The organism is Pseudomonas sp. (assembly GCF_046581935.1).
In the GTDB taxonomy this organism is placed as follows: Bacteria; Pseudomonadota; Gammaproteobacteria; order Pseudomonadales; family Pseudomonadaceae; genus Aquipseudomonas.
Map to the genome: position 1 here is coordinate 460,302 of NZ_JAYGFK010000014.1, position 16,280 is coordinate 476,581.

General features: G+C 54.9%; 18 protein-coding genes and 1 pseudogene. 13 read left to right on the top strand and 6 right to left on the bottom strand.

The genetic code is table 11. From position 1 onward, the window contains the following. Positions 1-18: 18 nt before the first annotated feature. Positions 19-1,326 (bottom strand): OprD family porin, encoded by a 1,308-nt coding sequence (locus VCA57_RS12995; protein ID WP_411185447.1) that lies wholly within the window; start codon positions 1,324-1,326, stop codon positions 19-21. A gap of 689 nt (positions 1,327-2,015) precedes the next feature. On the opposite strand from VCA57_RS12995, the gene VCA57_RS13000 reads away from it, so the two are divergent. Further along, on the top strand, positions 2,016-2,441 hold the full coding sequence (locus tag VCA57_RS13000; protein WP_411185449.1) for an HIT family protein: 426 nt from the start codon (positions 2,016-2,018) through the stop codon (positions 2,439-2,441). 10 nt (positions 2,442-2,451) lie between these two features. Further along, positions 2,452-2,652, top strand: coding sequence for a SlyX family protein (locus tag VCA57_RS13005; RefSeq protein ID WP_411185523.1), 201 nt, complete (start codon positions 2,452-2,454; stop codon positions 2,650-2,652). Positions 2,653-2,702: 50 nt separating this feature from the next. Here VCA57_RS13005 and VCA57_RS13010 read toward each other — a convergent pair whose 3' ends face one another. From VCA57_RS13010 to VCA57_RS13030, 5 genes and pseudogenes are all read right to left on the bottom strand, one after another. Further along, positions 2,703-2,927 carry a cold-shock protein gene (locus VCA57_RS13010; protein ID WP_169852850.1) on the bottom strand — a complete coding sequence of 75 codons (225 nt, stop codon included), beginning with the start codon at positions 2,925-2,927 and terminating at the stop codon, positions 2,703-2,705. 105 nt (positions 2,928-3,032) lie between these two features. Further along, a pseudogene (locus VCA57_RS13015) lies at positions 3,033-3,305 on the bottom strand (cold shock domain-containing protein membrane protein); the annotation flags it as partial. Positions 3,306-3,462: 157 nt separating this feature from the next. Beyond that, positions 3,463-4,530: a GGDEF domain-containing protein gene (locus VCA57_RS13020; protein ID WP_411185450.1), complete on the bottom strand. Its 1,068-nt coding sequence runs from the start codon at positions 4,528-4,530 to the stop codon at positions 3,463-3,465. Between the two features lie 101 nt (positions 4,531-4,631). Beyond that, positions 4,632-5,102, bottom strand: a complete 471-nt coding sequence (locus VCA57_RS13025) for a Dps family protein (RefSeq protein WP_108489828.1) — start codon at positions 5,100-5,102, stop codon at positions 4,632-4,634. Between the two features lie 188 nt (positions 5,103-5,290). After that, positions 5,291-6,409 carry an HD domain-containing phosphohydrolase gene (locus VCA57_RS13030; protein WP_411185451.1) on the bottom strand — a complete coding sequence of 373 codons (1,119 nt, stop codon included), beginning with the start codon at positions 6,407-6,409 and terminating at the stop codon, positions 5,291-5,293. Between the two features lie 286 nt (positions 6,410-6,695). On the opposite strand from VCA57_RS13030, the gene aspS reads away from it, so the two are divergent. The 11 genes from aspS to pal all read left to right on the top strand — a co-directional run bounded on the left by aspS (position 6,696) and on the right by pal (position 16,275). Continuing rightward, positions 6,696-8,471 (top strand): aspartate--tRNA ligase, encoded by a 1,776-nt coding sequence (aspS, locus tag VCA57_RS13035; RefSeq protein WP_411185452.1) that lies wholly within the window; start codon positions 6,696-6,698, stop codon positions 8,469-8,471. 104 nt (positions 8,472-8,575) lie between these two features. Next, positions 8,576-9,325: a YebC/PmpR family DNA-binding transcriptional regulator gene (locus tag VCA57_RS13040; RefSeq protein WP_411185453.1), complete on the top strand. Its 750-nt coding sequence runs from the start codon at positions 8,576-8,578 to the stop codon at positions 9,323-9,325. Between the two features lie 186 nt (positions 9,326-9,511). Then, a complete protein-coding gene (gene ruvC, locus VCA57_RS13045; RefSeq protein ID WP_411185454.1) occupies positions 9,512-10,036 on the top strand; it encodes a crossover junction endodeoxyribonuclease RuvC in 525 nt (174 codons plus the stop codon). Positions 10,037-10,059: 23 nt separating this feature from the next. After that, positions 10,060-10,665 carry a Holliday junction branch migration protein RuvA gene (ruvA, locus tag VCA57_RS13050; RefSeq protein WP_411185455.1) on the top strand — a complete coding sequence of 202 codons (606 nt, stop codon included), beginning with the start codon at positions 10,060-10,062 and terminating at the stop codon, positions 10,663-10,665. Beyond that, a complete protein-coding gene (ruvB, locus tag VCA57_RS13055) occupies positions 10,665-11,717 on the top strand; it encodes a Holliday junction branch migration DNA helicase RuvB (protein ID WP_411185456.1) in 1,053 nt (350 codons plus the stop codon). Before ruvA ends, ruvB begins: the two co-directional genes overlap by 1 nt. Before the next feature lie 51 nt (positions 11,718-11,768). After that, positions 11,769-12,221, top strand: coding sequence for a tol-pal system-associated acyl-CoA thioesterase (ybgC, locus tag VCA57_RS13060; RefSeq protein WP_411185457.1), 453 nt, complete (start codon positions 11,769-11,771; stop codon positions 12,219-12,221). Positions 12,222-12,223: 2 nt separating this feature from the next. Then, complete coding sequence (tolQ, locus tag VCA57_RS13065; protein WP_411185458.1) at positions 12,224-12,919, top strand: protein TolQ; 696 nt, start codon at positions 12,224-12,226, stop codon at positions 12,917-12,919. A 34-nt stretch (positions 12,920-12,953) separates the two neighbouring features. Then, positions 12,954-13,406: a protein TolR gene (gene tolR / locus VCA57_RS13070; RefSeq protein WP_411185459.1), complete on the top strand. Its 453-nt coding sequence runs from the start codon at positions 12,954-12,956 to the stop codon at positions 13,404-13,406. Further along, positions 13,406-14,416, top strand: a complete 1,011-nt coding sequence (gene tolA / locus VCA57_RS13075; RefSeq protein ID WP_411185460.1) for a cell envelope integrity protein TolA — start codon at positions 13,406-13,408, stop codon at positions 14,414-14,416. The genes tolR and tolA overlap by 1 nt, the downstream gene beginning before the upstream one ends. Continuing rightward, positions 14,413-15,711, top strand: a complete 1,299-nt coding sequence (gene tolB / locus VCA57_RS13080; protein ID WP_411185461.1) for a Tol-Pal system beta propeller repeat protein TolB — start codon at positions 14,413-14,415, stop codon at positions 15,709-15,711. Before tolA ends, tolB begins: the two co-directional genes overlap by 4 nt. A gap of 66 nt (positions 15,712-15,777) precedes the next feature. Continuing rightward, positions 15,778-16,275: a peptidoglycan-associated lipoprotein Pal gene (gene pal, locus VCA57_RS13085; protein WP_411185462.1), complete on the top strand. Its 498-nt coding sequence runs from the start codon at positions 15,778-15,780 to the stop codon at positions 16,273-16,275. Positions 16,276-16,280 lie beyond the last annotated feature (5 nt).

Genomic DNA, 16,280 nt, shown 5'->3' on the forward strand with positions numbered 1-16,280 from the left:
TATCAATCTACTGCTGAATTACAACACGCTCAGCGGGTAGTCGATGAAGATACGAACTTCGTTCACGTCGCTGGTGCTAGAGGCGCCTGCGCTTGCAACGTTATCGCCACGAGTGATGTTGTGAGCGATACGGAAGGACAGGTCTTTAGCTGCGCCTTCTTGGATCACGTACTTGGCAGAAAGGCCCAGCTCGTGTTCCTTACCGTCGGTGCCGGTGATGACGCCAGCATCGTCACGTACAGTCGCGTTCCAGCCAGAGATGTAGCGAGCCATAAAGCTCAGGCCTGGTACGCCATAGGCAGTCATGTCGATATCGTAACGAGCTTGCAGCGAGCGCTCGTCTTCGGTCCAGAACTCGCTGGTGGTGGCGTTCGCCAACCAGACAGTACCGCCGCCATCGACGCCGTATGCGTAAGCTGAGTCGCCAGAGGATTGCTGGTAAGCCAGTGTTACGGTGTGCGCGCCGAAGCTATAAGCACTTGCCAGGCTGAAGACAGTGTTATCGACCTTACCACCAAGCTCTTTACCTTGATCGTCGGTTTTGTAAGCATTGAAATCAAAGTTCAGTGACTGCTCTTCGGACATTGGAATTGTGTAATTAGCATTGATGTAATGCTTCTTCCAATAATCTTCAACATCGGAGGCGTGGTAGGCTGCACTAAAATTATCGGTGAACTGGTAGCTGGCACCGATGATGTTAGCGGAGGTCAGCTCTGCGCTATCATGGCCGGTTTCAGTCTGGCTGCTAAGGCCAGTGAAACGGCCGGCGCTCAACTCTAGGCCTTCAATTTCATTGCTAACCAAGTAAGTGCCGGTAGCTGTTTCCGGCAAGATGCGGCTGTCATCAGTAGAGAACACTGGGCTAGCAACAAATTGGTTACCATATTTCAAAACAGTATCGGAAACGCGGAACTTGATTGCGCCACCGACTTCAGTTTGAGTGTCATCTCCGCTACCGTCATCGGTCTGGGAGAATTGGCCGGTACCGTAACGACCTTTACCGCTGTCCAGCTTAACGCTGCTCAGGCTGTAGGCATCAACACCTACGCCGACAGTGCCTTGGGTGAATCCGGACTCAAGCAGCAGGCGAAGACCGAAGCCGGTTTCTTCGCGGTAGCCATTTTTGAAGCCGCTTGACTTGGTTGCGTCAGCAATGTTACCGCCACCATTACGGTAGTCGCGGTTGAAGTACAGGGTGCGAGCGAAGATGTCGAAGCTGGTATCTTCAACAAAGCCCTTAGACTCGGACTGGCTGGATGCCACTGCCATTTGGGTGGTGCCCGCTGCTACTGCGAGGGCGATTACGCTCCACTTCATCACTTGCATCGTGATTGCTCCTTTGGTTTAGAAAAGTTGCGCCGTCCGGCTGGTTGTTATATGGACGACTCTTTCTTTTTGTGTCGGCGGTAACTTATAGCACGCTGCCAATATTGGCGATAGTTGCAATCTATTCACTACGATTTCTTCACGGCTGTGTCGCAAAAGCTTATGAAGCATGTCGCAATTTTGTAGGTGCTTCTGGCGTGCTACAGGCTAATGCTGACGGATTTTTACGCTTGCCTGTTGCTAGCCTTGGGCCACCAAACGGTGCAATACGATTCGTCATGGATTACCTAGCAAGACCCGTGCACAAAACAGAAAAAGATCGGAATTTTCTCGATATCTAAATGTCACGTACGGTTTTTGGGTGTATTTGCTGGTTATTCCTGAGTTATTGGTATTTATTTTCGTTTTTATGACGCTAGGCAGGCTTTTCTTGGCGGGGTTTGACTGGTGGCCCTTGGAGCAGGTTGCCTTTCAGTTGCTGTGAGATTTTGAGGTGTTGCCGAAGGGGTTGTTTTGGTGCGTACGTATGATTTTGTGGTGTTGGATGCTATCTCTTGGTGCGCGGTGGTTTTGTTCTAATCAGTGCTGGGCGCATCACTTCAGCGTACGCTGTGGTGCCTCGTACGAGTTGTTCTTCGGCGAGGTATTTGTATTGCTGAAGTTCTAGGATTGTAGTTAAGGAAATAATTATGTTTGCACTCGATTCGCAGTTACAGAGTGACACTATATGGCTAGGGGATTACCCACTATGTCGTTTGTTGCTTATGAATGACGCGCAATACCCTTGGTTTATTCTTGTGCCGCGTCGTGAGAGTGTTAGTGAGTTATTTGAGTTGGGTGCGCAGGATCAGCTACAGCTCTGGCGAGAGACTACTGGGTTGGCTGAGGTGCTAAAAGACTGTTTTGCGGCAGACAAGATGAACGTCGCGACCCTGGGTAACGTGGTGAGTCAGTTGCATATGCATGTGATTGCGCGCCGGCGTGAGGATATTTCTTGGCCTGCTCCTGTCTGGGGGCGGCATTCTGCACAAGCTTATACTGATGAGCAGCTAGCAGCATTAACCGCTCGCTTGCGGTTGGTGCTGACTGACGATTTCATCTTTGTTGAAAGTTGAGTTGGTGGAAATGGAAGAGCGTATCAATGAGCTGGAAAGTCGTTTGGCTTTTCAGGATGACACGATTCAGGCACTCAACGATGTGCTGGTGTCGCAGCAGCGTCTTCTGGAGCGCTTGCAGCTGCAGATGGCTGCATTGATCAAGCGTCAGGATGAGGCGAGTTCGCAGTTTGGCTTGAGTGAGGATGAGGCTCCGCCGCCTCATTATTGAGTTGATGCAATGCAAAAGGCCCGCGTATGCGGGCCTTTTGCATTTTAGGGTTAACGTCGTGCCGGCAGTGCAGCTATGACGTCTTCTGCTTGTAGGCCTTTGTCGCGTTGCATTACGGCAAATTCGACTCGTTGGCCTTCTACTAATACGCGATGACCTTCACCGCGAATCGCCCGGAAGTGCACAAAAATATCGTCGCCTGAGTCGCGGGAGATAAAGCCGAAGCCCTTTGAGGTGTTGAACCATTTTACGGTGCCTGTTTCGCGATCGCCCAAGTCTTGCGAGCTTGATGTGTTACGTGATTGCAGGCGCAGATTAGTCGCTAAGTGAACAGCGATGGCTGCTGCGGTGATTAACAGGCTAAACAGGGTGGCCGGTTGGTTAGCAATGAGCGGCAGTGGTGCGAGCAGAATCAGTGCTTGTAGCAGCGTGCCAAGGATTAGGAGGGCGCAGACAAGGTTCTGTGCTTGATGGCGCAGTCCTGCATGCCAGATGGGCAGTTGAGGCGCGAGTAATAGGTTTAGGAAGCCAAATAGGGCTAGGCACAGTGCGTCAGGTTGCTGCAGCAGTGATTCAGACGTGCCGCGTAGGGAGGGGGTAAAGGAAAGCAGTAGGGCTAGGGCGCCTGTTAGGAGGTGGACAATTTTCAACATGTTCAATGAGCTCGCTTAATTTGAATAATTACTAGGAAGAGCTGGTTGCGCATAATTTTCGTTGCATAGTGGTCGAGCGCACCAGCCTATGCGCTAGGCCATGAATATGGCTCAGCGGCACGGGGCGTATTTAACAGTAAAGAAGTGGGCTTCTCAATCAGGCGCTGAGAGCTGTTTGGTCGGGTGTGGGGTTTACCTGGTTGCGGCCATCTCTTTTGGCTTGATAAAGCGCGTCGTCGGCGCGGGTTAGCAAGGTTTCCAAGGTGTCACCGGGTATCGCTAATGAGTAGCCGAATGAGGCCGTGATGCTGTCGAGTACTTCATCTGTGCGGCGAATCTTGATGCGTAGTGATTGGATCTTGAGCCGCAGTTGCTCGGCGAAGGCGTGCACGCTAATCGTGTCAAAGCTGTCTCGCAAGATAATGCAAAACTCCTCGCCGCCGTAGCGTGCTGCGATCGCGCGGGCTGGGAGGCATTCTCGTAGTAGTTGTCCTACGTGTTGTAGGACTCGGTCGCCCAGAGGGTGGCCATACTGATCGTTGAACTGCTTGAAGTGATCGATATCCAGCATTACCAGGGCAACGCCTTCGTGTCCGCTGCCTAAGATTTGTTCAAGCAGCTTGCTAAATGCATTGCGGTTGAACACTTGCGTGAGGCTGTCTAGTGTCGCTGCAATATGAGCGCGTTCCAGCTGGTTGCGTAGATTTTTGATCTCTTGCTGGGCGGCATTGAGGCGGTAGAGGAATTTGTCTTGCTGGTCCTGCATTAGCTGGGTGCTTTGTTGCAGTTCAGTTAGGACATTCGGCAGGTCATCAATGATGGGTTCTTGCAGCGCTGCAAGGCCGCTTTCTAGGCTTATTTGATAGTTGCGGCTACCAATGATGCTGCGTGAAACGTTGCCTTCGATGTCATCGACTAGCTCAATGACTTGTTGTTGTCCTGCGCGGGCTTCTTCAAGTTCGCCGTTGATGATGTAGTCGCGGAACAATTTAGCAGCGGTTTCTGGAGGGAAACTGTCGAAGTCGCTAACAGTCTTGTCTAGGCGGCGATTGAGTTCGGGCTCCAAGCCTTTGCTGTAGGTGTACCACAGCGCGTAGTGCACTGGGTTAGGCGGGATGTCATGGCGCATCATTAACGGTACCGCCTTTTTCAGAAGCGCCGCAGCATCACGGGTTTCCTCGGGGTACAGTTCCAGAATGCTGGGGGCTTTGGCAGGTTTGTTCATGCGTGTCACTGTGGCCAGATTGCAATTGACTAAAGCATAGAGCAGCTGCGGTCTAGCGACTAGCAAAAGGCCCGTATATACGGGCCTTTTGCTTGATTTACCTACGCGGCTAGTAGGCTGCGCAGCATCCATGCGGTTTTTTCATGGACTTGCATGCGCTGGGTCAGCAAGTCTGCTGTGGGTTCGTCACTGACCTTGTCTAGTAATGGGAAAATCCCGCGGGCGGTACGTACGACAGCTTCTTGGCCTTGAACCAGTTGCTTGATCATGTCCTGCGCGGCAGGTACGCCTTCCTCCTCTTTAATGGAGGAGAGGCGGGCGTAAGCTGCGTAGGTGCCAGGGGCGGGGAAGCCCAAGGCGCGAATGCGCTCAGCAATTTGGTCGACGGCAAGTGATAGCTCGGTGTACTGACCTTCGAACATTAGGTGCAGGGTGTTAAACATCGGGCCAGTGACGTTCCAGTGGAAGTTATGGGTTTTCAGGTACAGCGTATAAGTGTCAGCGAGTAAGCGCGACAGGCCTTCGGCAATCGCGGCGCGGTCCTGTTCAGCTATTCCGATATTGATTTCCATACCATTTCTCCTCTCAGGTGGCTTGGGGCTTGGCTGCCCGCGTAATGGGCAGAGCCTATCATGGGTTTTACCAAGTTTTACCGTGGTTTATATCAATGAAATTGATGGTTGGAAGCTATTGCTGGGTATGGGTTCAATTTTTATAGCGTCAGGTGTGGTTGGAGAGTGATATTGCTTGAGTCCGTGGCTTAGCGATGTGCCAGCTCTGGATGCTGCTGTAGCGTCTGGTTGAATAATTCGACCCAGTGGCCGCTAAATTGCCGGCCTGCAAGGTTGTTGATTTCCAGAATGGCGCGTAGGAGTGGGCGTTTATTCAGGGTTTGGTGGGCGCGTTCGTGGGTGCGAGCCTCGAAGGTGTCGACGATATTGAGGATCAGGGCACCGGGGCTGGTTTCGACTTCCTTCAGGCCTTTGGGGTAACCACTACCATCCGCATGTTCCTGGTGTTGCAGGGTTATTTCCGCTGCTGCAGCCCAGTGCGGCATGCGTTTGAGAAGCTCGCTGGCGAGGCGTGGGTGCGATTGCATTTGTCGGCGTTCTTCGCGATTGAAATGGGCTTCCTTATGCAGTGTCTCCAGTGGCAGGAAGGCCATGCCAATATCATGTAGGCAGATCGCTGCTGTCAGTTGCTCGGGCTGTTCTGGGCTGCCGCCTAACTGGTTTATCGCCAGTGCCAGGTCAAGTTGGCGCAGGCCGCGACCTTGCCAAAAGCGTGAGCGGCGTTCGCTGGCTTGCATTAAGTCGACAAAGAACAGCAGGTCGGCGTCAGGTTCGATTCCGTAGTGTCTGAGTAGCTCAATGACAGCCGGTTCGTTCGTGCTGGTATCAGTTGGTGGTCGCGAGCTGGGGTCGAGCTGTTGCAGCAATGCGCTGCGAGCAGCCGTCTGTTGTGTCTGTGGTGCAATCGCCAGAGCGCTGAGCGCCTTGCTGAGCGCATTGCTCTGGGTTGCCTCAAACTGTGCTGCTGATCCGTCGAGTGTGTGCCGGATCAGGTCTTTCAAGTGGTCGAGGCTTAGCAGGAGGATGTCGCCTAGCAGGCTGTCGAAGTACAGTTGGCCTTCCCTCAGGCGCGCCAGCACATCCTCCATCGCCTGCGGTACGTTCATTAGCCCCGCAAGACCTATATAGCCGAGATTGCCCTTGAGCGTGTGTATCAGGCGAAATAGCTCACGTAGGCGCTCGCGGTCATCAGGAGCACGCTCAAGCTCGATCAGCAATTGCTCGCAACGCTGGAATTGTTCGCTGGATTCCAGGCGGAAATCTGCCAGCAAATCGCTGGGAATTTCAGCCAGGTTTGGCGTGCTCATAAGCCTCTCCCGTAAATAGGCCGTCAGGTAGCTGTGCGTCTGAGTATAGGAAGCGCTGGCAAAAGCGCTTGGGGCTGCGGCTGCAAGTGGCGGGCTAACCATATATAATCCCGCGCTTTGCTGTGTTTTGTGAGGGTTGGACGGTGTGCGTGCATGCCTGGACGTTCGCCCCTTAAGCAGCGCAATAGCGGTAAATGGCGCATGCGCCAGCCGGTTGTCCGGCCAACGAGCGCCGCAGTCACTGCGGCCCCAACGAATTCAAGACTCAAGAGAAGCGATTACCACCATGATGCGCAGCCATTATTGCGGCCAACTGAACGAGAGCCTGGACGGCCAGGAAGTCACCCTTTGCGGTTGGGTACATCGCCGCCGTGACCATGGCGGGGTAATTTTCCTCGACATCCGTGACCGTGAAGGTCTGGCCCAGGTGGTATTCGATCCGGATCGCGCCGAGACGTTTGCAGTTGCCGACAAGGTACGCAGCGAATATGTGGTGAAGATCACTGGCAAGGTGCGTCTGCGCCCGGCCGGTGCGGGCAACGCCAACATGGCGTCCGGCGCTATTGAAGTGCTCGGCTATGAACTGGAAGTGCTCAACGAGGCGGAAACCCCGCCGTTCCCGCTTAACGAATACACCGATGTTGGCGAAGAAACCCGCCTGCGCTATCGCTTTATCGACCTGCGTCGCCCGGAAATGGCGGCCAAGCTGAAGCTGCGCTCAAGCATTACCAGCAGCATCCGTCGCTACTTGGACGACAACGGCTTCCTTGATGTGGAAACGCCGATCCTCACCCGTGCCACCCCTGAAGGTGCACGTGACTATCTGGTGCCGAGCCGTACCCACGCTGGCAGCTTCTTCGCCTTGCCGCAGTCGCCGCAGCTGTTTAAGCAACTGCTAATGGTGGCCGGTTTCGATCGTTACTACCAAATCGCCAAGTGTTTCCGTGACGAAGACCTGCGTGCTGACCGCCAGCCGGAATTCACTCAGATCGACATCGAAACCAGTTTCATGGATGAGGCCGACATCATGGCCATCACCGAGAAGATGGTTCGTCAGTTGTTCAAGGAAGTACTGGACGTCGAGTTCGGTGAGCTGCCGCACATGACCCTGGCCGAAGCCATGCGTCGCTTTGGCTCGGACAAGCCCGACCTGCGTAACCCGCTGGAGCTGGTTGACGTCGCTGATCAGCTCAAAGATGTCGACTTCAAAGTTTTCGCCGGCCCAGCCAATGACCCTAAATGCCGCGTTACCGCTTTGCGTGTACCGGGCGGGGCGAGCATGCCACGCAAGCAGATTGATGATTACACCAAGTTCGTCGGCATTTACGGCGCGCGCGGCCTGGCTTACATCAAGGTCAACGAGCGCGCGGCAGGCGTTGAAGGCCTACAGTCGCCGATCGTTAAGAACATCCCGCTGGACAACATCAATGTGATTCTTGATCGCGTCGGCGCGGTCGATGGTGACATCGTGTTCTTCGGCGCCGACAAGGCCAAGATCGTCAGTGAGGCACTTGGCGCGCTGCGTATCAAGCTGGGTCACGATCTCAATCTGCTGACTTGTGAGTGGGCACCGCTGTGGGTCGTCGACTTCCCGATGTTTGAAGAGAACGACGACGGTAGCCTAACTGCCATGCACCACCCGTTCACCGCACCGAGTTGCAGCCCTGAAGAGTTGCAAGCCAATCCAGCTGCCGCACTGTCGCGTGCCTACGACATGGTATTGAACGGCACCGAGCTGGGTGGCGGCTCGATCCGTATCCACGATAAATCGATGCAGCAGACCGTGTTTCGCGTGCTTGGCATCAGTGAAGAAGAGCAGCAAGAGAAGTTCGGCTTCCTCCTTGATGCTCTGAAGTTTGGTGCGCCGCCCCATGGTGGCTTGGCCTTCGGCCTGGATCGTTTAGTGATGCTGATGACTGGCGCCCAGTCGATCCGTGAAGTGATTGCCTTCCCGAAAACCCAAAGTGCGGCCTGTGTCATGACCCAGGCACCGGGCGAGGTAGATAACAAGTCGCTACGCGAACTGCATATTCGCCTGCGTGAGCAGCCGAAAGCGGAATAAAGCATAAGAAGAAGCCTGGATTTCCAGGCTTCTTCTTTATAGCTGGGCACAGAGGTTCAAACTCTCACGCCCCGATATTGAATCTGAAGCAAACGGAGTGAGTTATGGCTGGTCATTCCAAGTGGGCCAACATCAAGCACCGCAAAGGGCGTCAAGACGCCAAGCGCGGCAAGATTTTCACCAAGATCATTCGTGAACTGACCGTTGCGGCCAAACACGGTGGACCTATCCCGGCAGATAACCCGCGCCTGCGCCTGGCTGTAGACAAGGCGCTGACCGCCAATATGTCGCGCGATGTCATCGACCGGGCGATTGCTCGCGGTGCCGGCAATAACGAAGCTGACAACGTCGCTGAGCTGAGTTACGAGGGTTATGCCGTGGGCGGTGTGGCGATTATCGTTGAGGCCATGACCGATAACCGCAATCGCACCGCTGCGGAAGTACGCCATGCCTTTACCAAGTGCGGCGGCAATCTGGGCACTGATGGCTCTGTAGCCTATATGTTCGACCGCAAAGGCCAGCTTAGCTTTGCGCCTGGCGTTAGCGAGGATGCCCTGATGGAGGCATCGCTGGAGGCCGGGGCGGACGATGTGGAAATGGCCGAAGATGGTTCGGCGTTGGTGTCCACCAGCTTTGCTGATTTTCATGCCGTTAACGAAGCGCTCAGCGCGGCTGGCTTCAAGGCTGATGACGCGGAAATCGCCATGATCCCTTCAATCAGCGCGCCGATTAGCGATCTGGAAACCGCGCAGAAAGTCATCAAGCTGATCGACATGCTGGAAGACCTCGACGATGTGCAGGAGGTTTACCACAACGCTGAAATTCCTGACGACATCATGGAGCAGCTTGGCTGAGAGCTGGCGCACCTGTATCTATAAGAAGCACAAGCCGAAGGTGTTTGGGTTATCGACCCCAGCACCTTCGGCTTTTTTATAGTGGTTGTCTGGGTGACGTAGATGTGGGCTGGCTCTATACTCGCCAACTGGATAAATAGACAGTGTGTCGGCTATGTTGGCTAACACCTTGAGTGGGCGTAGTGCATGACCTTGATTCTCGGCATCGACCCTGGTTCGCGTATCACCGGCTATGGTGTGGTGCGTGACACGGGGCGTAGTTGCGAGTATGTCGCTTCCGGCTGTATTCGTACGGGCAATGGTTCAATGCCGGAGCGCTTGCAGGTAGTGTTTCGTGGTGTGCGCGAAGTCATCGAGACCTACGGTCCGGTAACCATGGGTATCGAACAGGTGTTTATGGCGCGTAACCCGGATTCCGCGCTCAAGTTGGGCCAGGCGCGTGGGGTGGCCATCGTCGCAGGGATTGAGGCCGGGTTGGACATCTCTGAATACACCGCGACCCAGGTTAAGCAGGCGATTGCCGGGACGGGTGGGGCGGACAAGGAGCAGGTACAAATGATGGTGATGCATCTGCTCAAGCTCGTGCAGAAGCCACAAATCGACGCCTCTGATGCCCTGGCGATTGCCTTGTGCCATGCCCACCACCGACAGAGCTTGATCCCCCATGGTCTAGTGGCCGCCAAACGGCGTGCAGGTCGCCTTCGTTTGTAACGTGATTTTTAAGGAAAACAGCGGTGATCGGACGTTTGCGTGGCACCTTGGCGGAAAAGCAGCCGCCGCATGTGATTATTGACATAAATGGTTTGGGTTATGAGCTGGAAGTGCCCATGACCACCCTGTACCGTTTGCCCTCGGTCGGCGAGCCGCTGACGCTGCACACACATTTAGTGGTGCGCGAGGATGCCCATCTGCTTTATGGCTTTTATGAAAAGCGTGAGCGTGAGCTGTTTCGTGAGCTGATCCGCCTCAACGGCGTGGGGCCAAAGTTGGCCTTGGCCTTGATGTCTGGCTTGGAGGTCGATGAACTGGTGCGCTGCGTGCAGGCGCAAGACACGTCGGTGTTGGTGAAGATACCTGGCGTCGGCAAGAAAACCGCCGAGCGTCTTCTGGTTGAACTGAAGGATCGCTTCAAGGCTTGGGAGACTGTGCCGGGTATGTCCACCCTGGTAGTGGAACCTCGCGCCGCTGGCGCAGTCTCAAGCGCGGAGAATGATGCGGTCAGCGCGCTTATTTCGCTTGGCTACAAGCCCCAAGAAGCCAGTCGCGCGGTATCAGCTATTAAGGAAGACGGTTTGAGCAGTGAAGATATGATTCGTCGAGCCCTGAAGGGAATGGTTTAGTGTTAGAAGCCGATCGCCTGATTACCGCCACCACTCGCGACCGTGACGAGCAGGTTGACCGCGCTATTCGCCCACTAAAGTTGGCGGAATATATTGGCCAGCCAAGTGTGCGCGAGCAGATGGAGCTGTTTATCCAGGCCGCGCGCGGGCGCAGTGAAGCGCTTGATCACACCCTTATTTTTGGCCCGCCGGGTTTGGGCAAAACTACCCTGGCGAATATCATCGCCCAGGAAATGAACGTCTCGATCAAGAGTACGTCCGGCCCAGTGCTCGAACGCCCAGGTGATCTGGCGGCTTTGTTGACCAATCTTGAGCCGGGCGATGTGCTGTTTATCGATGAGATTCATCGCCTGTCACCGATTGTCGAAGAAGTGCTGTATCCGGCCATGGAGGATTTCCAGCTCGATATCATGATTGGCGAGGGGCCGGCGGCGCGCTCGATCAAGCTCGACTTGCCTCCCTTTACTCTGGTCGGAGCCACCACCAGAGCCGGCATGCTGACCAATCCGCTGCGCGACCGCTTTGGCATTGTCCAGCGGCTGGAGTTTTACAACACGGAAGATTTGGCCACGATCGTTATGCGCTCGGCGGGGATTCTTGGTTTGTCGACCGACCCCCGCGGTGCATTTGAGATCGCGCGCCGCGCGCGTGGTACGCCGCGCATTGCCAACCGGCTACTGCGTCGTGTGCGTGATTTTGCTGAGGTGCGCGGCCAGGGCGACATCACCCGTGAAATTGCCGACCTGGCGCTGAATTTGTTGGATGTCGATGAGCGTGGTTTCGATCACCAGGATCGTCGCCTCCTGCTGACCATGATCGAGAAGTTTGACGGTGGGCCGGTGGGGGTCGATAACCTGGCGGCGGCAATTAGTGAAGAGCGCCACACCATTGAAGATGTTCTTGAGCCTTACCTGATTCAGCAAGGCTATATCATGCGCACCCCACGCGGACGCGTTGTTACTCGGCACGCTTACCTGCATTTTGGCCTGAATGTGCCGAAGCGTATGGGTGAGCTACCTGTGACTGATACGTTTGGTAGTGCCGAGGAGTAAGAAAAATACTTGCTGTACCCAATTGGCAAGAGCGGGAGCTAAGACTAGAGTATGCGCGCGCAAAACGGAGTTCAGCCGTCCACCTTTCGCTGTCGGGTTTATTTCGAAGATACCGACGCTGGCGGCATCGTCTACTACGTCAATTACCTCAAATTTATGGAACGGGCTCGTACCGAGCGCCTGCGTGATCTGGGTTTTCTCCAGTCAACGTTGGCCGAGGAGGGCCTGTTGTTCGTTGTGCATTCGGCTGAAGCGCGTTATCACGCGCCAGCCAAGCTCGATGATGAGTTGCTGGTAAGCGCTGAAGTGATTGAATTAAACCGTGCCAGCCTGCGTTTTCGTCAACAGGTCAGGCGGGCGACGGATGATGCGCTGTTGTGTGAAGGGCAATTTATGGTGGCCTGTGTGCGCGCCGACAATTTTAAACCCCGGGCTATTCCCCAAACTCTGCATGCGGCCTTTGCCGGGCAGGGTGGCGCGGGTACATCTAGAGCAGGAGAGTAAGCGTGGAAGCCAACGCCGTTGACCACATGTCGATGTGGAGTCTGATCAGCAACGCCAGCCTGGTGGTGCAATTGGTAATGCTGACGTTGGTGGCCGCTTCGGTCACTTCGTGGGTCATGATTTTTCAGCGCACGGCACTATTGCGTGCGGCCAAGCGTGCCCTGGATAACTTCGAGGAGCGTTTCTGGTCGGGCATTGATCTGTCCAAGCTGTATCGCCAGGCGGGCAGCAATCCTGATCCGGACTCTGGCTTGGAGCAGATCTTCCGTGCCGGCTTCAAAGATTTTTCGCGTCTGCGCCAGCAAGCCGGTGTGGATCCTGATGCGGTGATGGATGCTGTGGCACGCGCCATGCGCGTGGCGATCTCCCGTGAGGAAGAGAAGCTCGATCAAAGCTTGCCGTTTCTTGCGACTGTGGGTTCTACCAGTCCCTATATCGGCCTGTTCGGTACCGTCTGGGGCATCATGAACTCCTTCCGCGGCCTGGCACAGGTGCAGCAAGCCACCTTGGCCACTGTTGCCCCGGGTATTGCCGAAGCCCTGATCGCGACTGCGATTGGTTTGTTTGCCGCAATTCCGGCGGTTATCGCTTACAACCGTTTTTCTTCCCGTGGCGAAATGCTCATCGGGCGTTATTACACCTTTGCCGATGAGTTCCAGGCAATTCTGCACCGTAAGGTGCACACCAGCGACGACTAAGCCTTAGGCATTCTCAATACAGGTTTCTCTAGCCATGGCCAGAATTCGCAACAGACGCAAGCCCGTCGCCGAGATGAATGTGGTGCCTTACATCGATGTGATGTTGGTGCTGCTGGTGATCTTTATGGTGACCGCGCCAATGCTTAACCAAGGGGTCAAGGTCGATCTGCCTAAAGTCAGCAGTGAGGTCTTGCCGCAAGATAACAATTCCCAGGTTTTGACCATTTCGATCAAGGCCGACAAGTCCTATTACTGGAATATGGGCACTGAGGTCGACGTCGATACTGTGCAGGACAAAGCATTGACGTTGGAAGAAATGACCCGTGCAGTCACCGCGATCATCAACCAAAGTCGCGCTACCGGTAAGCAGGTTCAGGTGTTCGTGCGTGGCGACAAGTCTGTTGATTACGGCACGGTAATGGCGGCCATGGGCGGTCTGCAGCAGGCTGACGTGGGTAACGTCGGGCTGATCACTGAGGCCCCCTGATGCACTACCAGCGCGAGCGTTCGCCCTCGGAAAGCCTGTTCTGGCCATTGATTTGGGCGGTTGGCCTGCACGTCATCATGTTTGCCATGTTGTTCGTCAGTTTTGCTTTTGCTCCCGATCTACCGCCGGCCAAGCCAGTGGTGCAGGCGACTTTGTACAAGCTGCAATCGCAGAGCCAGGCCACTACCCAGACCAATCAGAAGATCGCGGGCGAAACCAAAAAGACCACGGCCCCCGTGTATGAAACCGAACAGCTTGAGCAGAAAAAGGCTGAGCAGGAAAAAGTAGCGGCTAAGGCTGCGGAACAAAAGAAAGCGCAAGAGGCTCAGAAAGCAGAAGCTGCCGCAGAAGCGGCCAAGAAAGCCGAAGCCAATAAAAAAGCCGAGGAACAGAAGAAACTGGCCGATGTGGCCAAGAAGCAAGCGGCTGATGAGGCCGCAAAGAAAAAAGCAGCAGAAGACGCTAAGAAAAAAGCGGCTGAAGATGCCAAGAAGAAAGCAGCAGAAGAGGCTAAGAAGAAAGCAGCAGAAGAGGCTAAGAAAAAAGCCGCCGCTGAAGCTGCGAAGAAAAAAGCTGCAGATGACGCCAAGAAGAAGGCAGCTGAAGCATCCCAGCGTAAAGCGGTAGAGGACAAGAAGGCTGCGGCACTAGCCGAGTTGCTGTCCGATGATGTTGGTCGGCAGCAAGCAGTTGCCGATACCGTCGGCGATGAAGTAGCTGGCAGTCTGGATGATTTGATCGTTATGTTGGTCAGTCAGCAGTGGCGGCGTCCGCCTTCTGCGCGTAACGGTATGAGCGTAGAAGTACTGATCGAAATGCTGCCCGATGGCACCATTACCAATGCCAGCGTGACGCAGTCAAGTGGCGACTCACCATTTGATAACTCGGCTGTACAAGCAGTGCGTAACGTCGGCCGTATTGCTGAAATGCAACAGCTGGACCGCGCCACTTTTGATCGTCTTTACCGGCAGCGTCGCGCTGTCTTCAAACCGGAGGATTTAGGTCTGTGAATACCCTGATGCGTATTGTTCTGCTCGGTCTGACCATGCTGGTCGGCACCGTTCAGGCCGCTGATCCGCTGGTGATCAGCAGTGGCACCGACCGTGCCACACCCATCGCCGTCGTGCCTTTTGGTTGGCAGGGTGGCAACGTGTTGCCTGAGGATATGTCCGAGATCATCGGCAACGACCTGCGCAACTCTGGGGTTTTCGAGCCAATTCCACGGCAAAACATGATCAGCCTGCCCACTCAGGCTAGTGAAGTGATCTACCGCGACTGGCAGGCATTGGGTGCGCAGTATGTGCTGGTCGGTAGCATCGCCCCCAATGCGGGGCGTTTGCAGGTGCAGTTCGCTCTATTTAACGTGGCGACCCAGCAGCAGGTTATGACCGGCAGTGTTGGTGGTGGCGTTGATCAATTGCGGGATATGGCGCACCACATTGCGGATCAGTCGTTTGAGAAGCTTACTGGCGTTAAAGGCGCGTTTTCTACCCGTATGCTTTACGTAACTGCTGAGCGCTTCTCTGTCAATAACACCCGTTACACCCTACAGCGCTCTGACTATGACGGCGCTCGTGCAGTAACTTTGCTGCAATCGCGTGAGCCGATTCTGTCGCCGTCCTTTGCGCCGGATGGTCGTCGCATTGCCTATGTGTCGTTTGAGCAGAAGCGCCCACGGATCTTTGTGCAACATATCGATACCGGTCGCCGTGAGCAGGTCACTAATTTCGAAGGCTTGAACGGCGCACCAGCCTGGTCGCCGGATGGCAATCGTTTGGCGTTCGTGCTGTCCAAGGACGGCAATCCGGAAATTTATGTGATGGATATGGGCACTCGGCAGTTGCGCCGGGTAACCAGTCAGGCATCCATCGATACCGAACCTTTCTGGGGTAAGGACGGTCAAACGCTGTACTTCACGTCAGATCGTTCCGGTAAACCACAAATCTATAAAACCAACATCAACGGCGGCGCGGCTGAGCGAGTGACCTTTATTGGTAACTACAACGCTAATCCAAAGCTGTCTGCGGATGAGAAAACCCTGGTAATGATTCATCGCCAGGATGGTTACACAGTGTTCAAGGTGGCGGCACAAGACCTCCAGCGCGGCAATTTGCGGATACTTTCAGACACCAGTCTGGATGAGTCGCCCACTGTTGCGCCCAATGGCACCATGGTAATCTACGCCACCCGCCAGCAGGGTCGGGGAGTCTTGGTATTAGCGTCCACCAATGGACGTGTCAGGCTCCCTCTTCCTACCGCTCAAGGCGAAGTTCGAGAGCCTTCTTGGTCCCCTTACCTGAACTGATGCGGCGTTACACCGTTGTTGTTTGAAATACTGCTTAACACACTGGGGTTCATTAGGAGTTACATGATGGAAATGCTGAAATTTGGTAAGTTTGCTGCACTGAGCTTGGCTCTCGCCGTGGCTGTAGGTTGTTCCTCCAAAGGCGGCGACGCTGCTGGCGAAGGCGCTACCGATCCTAACGCTGGTTACGGTGCTAACACTGGCGCTGTTGATGGCAGCCTGAGCGAAGAAGCTGCTCTGCGTGCTATCACTACCTTCTACTTCGAATACGACAGCTCCGACCTGAAGCCAGAAGCCATGCGCGCTCTGGACGTACACGCCAAAGACCTGCAAAGCAATGGCGCTCGCGTAGTTCTGGAAGGCCACGCTGACGAGCGCGGTACTCGTGAATACAACATGGCTCTGGGCGAGCGTCGCGCCAAAGCTGTACAGCGTTACCTGGTACTGCAGGGCGTTTCCCCGGCTCAACTGGAACTGGTTTCCTACGGTGAAGAGCGTCCGGTTGCCACTGGTAACGACGAGTCCTCTTGGGCTCAAAACCGTCGCGTCGAACTGCGTAAGTAATTCGA

Coding starts and splice junctions, on each gene's coding strand:
- tolA (WP_411185460.1), top strand. CDS start 13,406: ATGCACTACCAGCGCGAGCGTTCGCCCTCGGAAAGCCTGTTCTGGCCA.
- ruvC (WP_411185454.1), top strand. CDS start 9,512: ATGACCTTGATTCTCGGCATCGACCCTGGTTCGCGTATCACCGGCTAT.
- VCA57_RS13025 (WP_108489828.1), bottom strand. CDS start 5,102: ATGGAAATCAATATCGGAATAGCTGAACAGGACCGCGCCGCGATTGCC.
- VCA57_RS13020 (WP_411185450.1), bottom strand. CDS start 4,530: ATGAACAAACCTGCCAAAGCCCCCAGCATTCTGGAACTGTACCCCGAG.
- VCA57_RS13005 (WP_411185523.1), top strand. CDS start 2,452: ATGGAAGAGCGTATCAATGAGCTGGAAAGTCGTTTGGCTTTTCAGGAT.
- VCA57_RS13040 (WP_411185453.1), top strand. CDS start 8,576: ATGGCTGGTCATTCCAAGTGGGCCAACATCAAGCACCGCAAAGGGCGT.
- VCA57_RS12995 (WP_411185447.1), bottom strand. CDS start 1,326: ATGCAAGTGATGAAGTGGAGCGTAATCGCCCTCGCAGTAGCAGCGGGC.
- VCA57_RS13030 (WP_411185451.1), bottom strand. CDS start 6,409: ATGAGCACGCCAAACCTGGCTGAAATTCCCAGCGATTTGCTGGCAGAT.
- ybgC (WP_411185457.1), top strand. CDS start 11,769: ATGCGCGCGCAAAACGGAGTTCAGCCGTCCACCTTTCGCTGTCGGGTT.
- VCA57_RS13000 (WP_411185449.1), top strand. CDS start 2,016: ATGTTTGCACTCGATTCGCAGTTACAGAGTGACACTATATGGCTAGGG.
- tolR (WP_411185459.1), top strand. CDS start 12,954: ATGGCCAGAATTCGCAACAGACGCAAGCCCGTCGCCGAGATGAATGTG.
- pal (WP_411185462.1), top strand. CDS start 15,778: ATGGAAATGCTGAAATTTGGTAAGTTTGCTGCACTGAGCTTGGCTCTC.
- aspS (WP_411185452.1), top strand. CDS start 6,696: ATGATGCGCAGCCATTATTGCGGCCAACTGAACGAGAGCCTGGACGGC.